Annotated in this window: 6 protein-coding genes; 4 read left to right on the top strand and 2 right to left on the bottom strand. The window is 30.0% G+C overall.

Annotation, left to right across the window (positions count from 1 at the left end; all coding sequences use genetic code 11):
• Positions 1-54 precede the first annotated feature (54 nt).
• From AC34EU_RS08660 to AC34EU_RS08645, 4 genes are all read left to right on the top strand, one after another.
• On the top strand, positions 55-438 hold the full coding sequence (locus AC34EU_RS08660; RefSeq protein WP_487534652.1) for a Dabb family protein: 384 nt from the start codon (positions 55-57) through the stop codon (positions 436-438).
• A 316-nt stretch (positions 439-754) separates the two neighbouring features.
• Positions 755-1,087 carry a hypothetical protein gene (locus AC34EU_RS08655; protein ID WP_487534651.1) on the top strand — a complete coding sequence of 111 codons (333 nt, stop codon included), beginning with the start codon at positions 755-757 and terminating at the stop codon, positions 1,085-1,087.
• A gap of 113 nt (positions 1,088-1,200) precedes the next feature.
• Positions 1,201-1,605, top strand: a complete 405-nt coding sequence (locus tag AC34EU_RS08650) for a hypothetical protein (RefSeq protein WP_487534650.1) — start codon at positions 1,201-1,203, stop codon at positions 1,603-1,605.
• Complete coding sequence (locus AC34EU_RS08645) at positions 1,605-2,774, top strand: DmpA family aminopeptidase (protein ID WP_489696216.1); 1,170 nt, start codon at positions 1,605-1,607, stop codon at positions 2,772-2,774. The genes AC34EU_RS08650 and AC34EU_RS08645 overlap by 1 nt, the downstream gene beginning before the upstream one ends.
• Before the next feature lie 349 nt (positions 2,775-3,123).
• On the opposite strand, the gene AC34EU_RS08640 is transcribed toward AC34EU_RS08645, so the two are convergent.
• Both AC34EU_RS08640 and AC34EU_RS08635 read right to left on the bottom strand, forming a co-directional pair.
• Positions 3,124-3,630: a nuclear transport factor 2 family protein gene (locus tag AC34EU_RS08640; RefSeq protein WP_489696215.1), complete on the bottom strand. Its 507-nt coding sequence runs from the start codon at positions 3,628-3,630 to the stop codon at positions 3,124-3,126.
• Between the two features lie 350 nt (positions 3,631-3,980).
• Positions 3,981-4,820 carry a helix-turn-helix transcriptional regulator gene (locus tag AC34EU_RS08635; RefSeq protein ID WP_487534647.1) on the bottom strand — a complete coding sequence of 280 codons (840 nt, stop codon included), beginning with the start codon at positions 4,818-4,820 and terminating at the stop codon, positions 3,981-3,983.
• Between the last annotated feature and the right edge of the window lie 312 nt (positions 4,821-5,132).

Here is a 5,132-nt window from a genome sequence, read left to right as displayed (position 1 = left end):
TTCAGTAAGTTCAGGTATTTTTAATTTCCTTACATTTAAGTAAAATCCATCACTGTGAAAAAGCTACTTCTTGTTTTACTGTTTGTTCCGCTTGTTTCTTTTGGGCAAACAGAAACAATCAAAGAACCGCTTATTCACACAGTGCTCTTTTGGTTGAATAATCCCGAAAGCCAGAAAGATCGTGTTGCATTTGAAACGGCAATACAAAAATTAATGGCAACCAATCCGCAAGGAGTGCAGTCTCATCTAGGAAAACCTGCAAAAAAAAGTGAACGCGAAGTGGTTGACAGTAGTTATACATATTTGTATTTAATTACTTTCTCTTCTATTGAAGCAGAAGCGGCTTATCAAACCGATCTAACCCATCTTAAGTTTATAGAAGAAGCGAAACACCTTTGGAAGAAGGTGGTGGTTTACGACTCGAATGCTTTAGAGTAGCTATCACATATAGAAAATCAGTAATTCAATAAAACTTCACACAAGGAAATGTAGATAATTAAAGTTTTAGAATTGGGAGACATAATTCTGTTGATCCTCAGGTTTAAAGGTAAAATTGACGAAGTATTGTTATTTGATATAGCCCTTAGGGCCTCACAAGTCCTTGACCTTTATGGTACTGAGCAGTTAGAATTATCAACATACTTGTCTTATAAAACTAATTGATTTTAAATTGTTTAACTTAGCAATATGCGTAATATTCTTCTTACTGTTTTTATAAAAAGTTATACCTAATTTCGAAACATAGAATAAAAAAATGAAAACACTACTTACCTTATTAGTTCTTTTAACCTTTAATCAGGATTTTGATCCAAATAAATATCTAAATGGAAAATGGTGTGAAGGAAAAAATAAAGAATGTTTTTACTTTACTTATTCTAATGGTTTAATGTTTTATGAAATACCCGATGGCGGCTTTAAATCTGGAGTTGAATCAATTAAATATGATATAAAACAAAATCGAGTATATTGGAGAATTGTTGGAACAACTAAAAAAACACAATATTTTCAAATTTTAAAAGATAAAAAGTATGTAGAGTATTTTGATGGAAATAAAACTAAAAGAATTAGAAAGTATCCTAAAGAATAATCTTCTAAAGAAACATAAATAAACAAAAAACCTTCTAGTTACTAGAAGGTTTTTTGTTTGGTAAGTAAATTTAAGTGTTAAAATTATATAACTTTAATTATTTATTTTAAATCATGAATAGAATATTCATATTTCTTTTATTTTTTTCATCTTTTTCTTTTGGACAGGATTTAATTTGGGAATCATATGTTGGTCCTGATGGAGATAGAACTTTTGAAATTGCATTTTATTCAGATGGTTCAATATGGACCCAAGGAGTAGAGTTTAACTATATTCGAAATGGAAAAAAATCAACAGTTCTGAAAAGCATCGATGGAATAAAAGCTCTTTGCGATGACATGTTTTATGTTTTAAAAACTAAGCAAACTGTGATAAATGAAATGTATGAAATTAAAAGTGGTAAATATTCGCCAGTTGAATTACGAATTGATGGAGAGCCTAAAACATATTTTTTTACAAAATTTGCAATTAAGGAGTTTGGAAAAGCATTAGATAAATACGCTAAAATTCAAGAATAATGAAAAGAATAGTTTTTGTTTTTATAATAATGATTTACTATCAATCTTATGGTCAAAAACCAAGAGCAAGAGACTTGGGAGTTCCTTTTAGTGGAATAACTGGGATAAACAATTCCATAACTGATGTAAAAGGTGTTGAAGTAGGGTATAGCACTATTATCTCTAATAGTGGAACAAATATTATTGGAAAAGGACCTGTAAGAACTGGAGTTACTGCTATATTCCCTAGGGGTAGATCAAAGAAGTTTAGTCCAGTATACGCTAATTGGTATAGTTTAAATGGTAATGGCGAAATGACAGGGACAACTTGGGTAACAGAATCAGGTTTTCTTGAAACTCCAATTATGATAACTAACACAAATAGTGTGGGTGTTGTTAGAGATGCAGTTTTAAAATGGTATGTAGATACCGATTGGTATAATGGTGAAAGTTGGTGGTATACCTATCCAGTTGTTGGTGAAACTTATGATGGATTTTTAAATGATATATATGGTTTTCATGTTAAAGAGGAAAATGTTAGAGAAGCTATAAATAATGCTTCGGGAGGTAAAATTGATGAGGGAAATGTCGGTGGAGGAACCGGAATGAGGTGTTTAGGATTTAAAGGAGGGACAGGAACTTCTTCAAGAATCATAAAAATTAAAGATTCAAAGTACACTTTGGGTGTAATTGTTCAATCAAATTTTGGAAGTAAAAAAAATTTAACAATCTCTGGAGTGCCAGTAGGTCTCGAGTTAATAGATACTCTAAATTTTGTCTACAAAGGACCCCCAAAGTCAAGAATTACTGAAGGAGATGGATCTATCATTGTTATATTAGCAACTGATGCCCCATTTCTTCCACATCAATTAAAAAGAATCTCACAAAGAATTCCTCTGGGAATAGGACTAGTTGGAGGAAGGGGAAGTAATGGTTCTGGAGATATTTTCTTAGCTTTTTCAACTGCAAATGAAAATGCTTTTAATCGAGATGAAACAACAACAGTAAAAACTTTTTCAAATGATTTAATTACTCCATTTTTTGAAGCAACAGTTCAAGTTGTAGAAGAGGCGATTATAAACGCTATGATTGCAGCTGAAACTATGGAGGGAATTAATGGAAATAAAGCATATGCTCTTCCTCATGATTTACTTATTGATGTTTTGAAAAAATACAATCGTGTCAAATAAATTTGATCAAAACTCATGTGTATTTATTTTTTATAAAAAAGCAACTATGAGAAAATCATTAATGTCAGTCATTTTATTATTGGTTCGGTCTTTAAAAAATAACTAAATCATATTGAAAGTATTGATTCTAATAGTCTAAAAACTTAGCAACATTTTATTAACTTTTAAAATAGAAACTCTAAACTTAATTAGAGGGTCTTCCTAGTAAAATAATGCAGCAATATTAAACATCTACAATAAACAATACTTTATACGAGAGCTTAAACCCGCTAAATATTGGACCTGAATAACCCAACCATTTTTAGCCAATAAATTAAAATTAATAACTTTAATGGAATGTAAAAAGTTTTTATTCTTTTGGAGGCGGAGGCGGAGGGTAGACTTTTTGAAGTGAAGCAAGTAGGCCACCAGCGTCAAAATAATCACCTCCTGAAATTATAAGACCATCTTTAAAATCCCATGTGTGATATGAGGTTAGCTCCCAACTTTTGCCAGTTTCAGAGTGAATTCCAGTCCACTTTCCGTACGATCTCACACTCCCATCTGGCAGACCAGTTTCGGCCAAAACACCAGGTAAATAATTTACAGGATTATAAACAACACCTTCCATTGTATCGTGCCAACCTTTAAGATATTCACCAAATTCTTCTTTCCCAATTTGGGGAGAACCATGAAAAGCAGGCTGCCACAAAAGATCTTCATGAACTAGATCAAGTTGAGCTTGGAGGTCAGTTTCTGTCCCTTGTAGCTCTAGAAATGTTTTAACAGACTCTACATTGGCATCAAAATCTGGATGTATTCCTTGTGAGCAAGAAATAAAAAGAACTGTTAAAGTAATAAATAGTAGTTTTTTCATAATTTACCTATTTTACTTAAATGTAACCTATTCTATTAATATTAGCAAACCTTCACTTATTTCTGATGCGTGTTTTGATCTAGGAATTAGGTACTGAACTTGAATTACTTTCTTTAACTAATTTTATAAAATCTTGCTATTTACTGATAAATGAGTGTTTATAAATGTTATGTGTAGTGTTTACTCCAAGTACACCAACTTTTTAACTTTCACACCTTATGTTCTAGATACAATTTATATATGTTTTATTTATTAGGATTATCTAATTTTAGTTCATTGGTGTTAGTTTTTCTTACCTGAACTTACTGAAGAAGATTTACCAATTATTGAATAGTAATCGTTCCTACCCTTTAATTAGGTTTAATTTTTGAACTTACCTTATAAAGTAATAACAGTTCTAACAATTCTAAAGGCAGTAAAGTAATTATACCAATTACAGATAGAAAAACAGTTGCAAAACAAATTCCTGTTATAATCTCTAAAATTCCTGTTACCTTAGACAAGTTCCCTAATGTTTTTAGCCTTGAAATTCCAACTCCGAAAATAATCATAATAATTCCAAATGTAAAAGCTTTAGATATTAAAACAAAAGAGAATAAACTATCATCAAAATTGATAGATACTATTTCTGAAGTTTCAAAAATTATATTAATAACTATCATCAAAAAAGCCATTATCTCGACTAAATAATTTTTATAATAACTTCCCATTAATACAAATCCTCGCATAAAAAAACTAAATGATATAACTGATATTATTTTTATGAGAGTGTAAGTCGTATTGCTTGAATAACTTTCATAGGTATTCATTGGTAAATCAGACCAATTAGTTTCAGAAGATAAATGAGAAAAAGATATTGCGTAATATACTGTCTCTGCAAAACCAAAAATAAAGTAAACTATTCCAGCTATAAATGAAGTTATTAAGACTTGCTTCAAATTACTTGGAAATATTCTAAGTATTTTATCAAACTTCCCTGCCTTATATTCCTTTCCAAATACTTTTTCATATTCAAAACCCATAGCATTTAGTAACGTTTTAATTGTGTAGGTTCTTGGTGTAGTTTCACCTGCCTCTATTCTTTGAATTGTTCTAACAGTAATATTGCATTTTTCAACCAACTCTTCCTGAGTCAATCCTTTTTGTTTTCTTAATTCAATAATTGTTTTACCTAATTCAGGCTGTTTCATTATAAATGTTTTAAAATACACAACAATGTTAATTAAATATTTTTAGTTTATAAGTGTAATAAATTGTCATTCACCCGACATTTTTGGCATGCCTTGGTAAGCATTAATTTTACTGCTAATCAGTTACTTACCGATACAGTAAATATTAATTTTATTTAACTTACTGATAAATAAGTATTTATAAATGTTATGTGAAGTGTTTACACCAAGTTTACACCAAGTACACCAACTTTTTTAACTTTCACACCTTATGTTCTAGATACAATTTATATCTGTTTTATTTATTTTTTAGGATTATCTAATTTTAGTTCA

Source organism: Candidatus Marivariicella framensis, from assembly GCF_982709265.1.
This window is presented reverse-complemented; position numbering and strand designations above follow the sequence as displayed.

Coding starts and splice junctions, on each gene's coding strand:
- AC34EU_RS08655 (WP_487534651.1), top strand. CDS start 755: ATGAAAACACTACTTACCTTATTAGTTCTTTTAACCTTTAATCAGGAT.
- AC34EU_RS08650 (WP_487534650.1), top strand. CDS start 1,201: ATGAATAGAATATTCATATTTCTTTTATTTTTTTCATCTTTTTCTTTT.
- AC34EU_RS08645 (WP_489696216.1), top strand. CDS start 1,605: ATGAAAAGAATAGTTTTTGTTTTTATAATAATGATTTACTATCAATCT.
- AC34EU_RS08640 (WP_489696215.1), bottom strand. CDS start 3,630: ATGAAAAAACTACTATTTATTACTTTAACAGTTCTTTTTATTTCTTGC.
- AC34EU_RS08635 (WP_487534647.1), bottom strand. CDS start 4,820: ATGAAACAGCCTGAATTAGGTAAAACAATTATTGAATTAAGAAAACAA.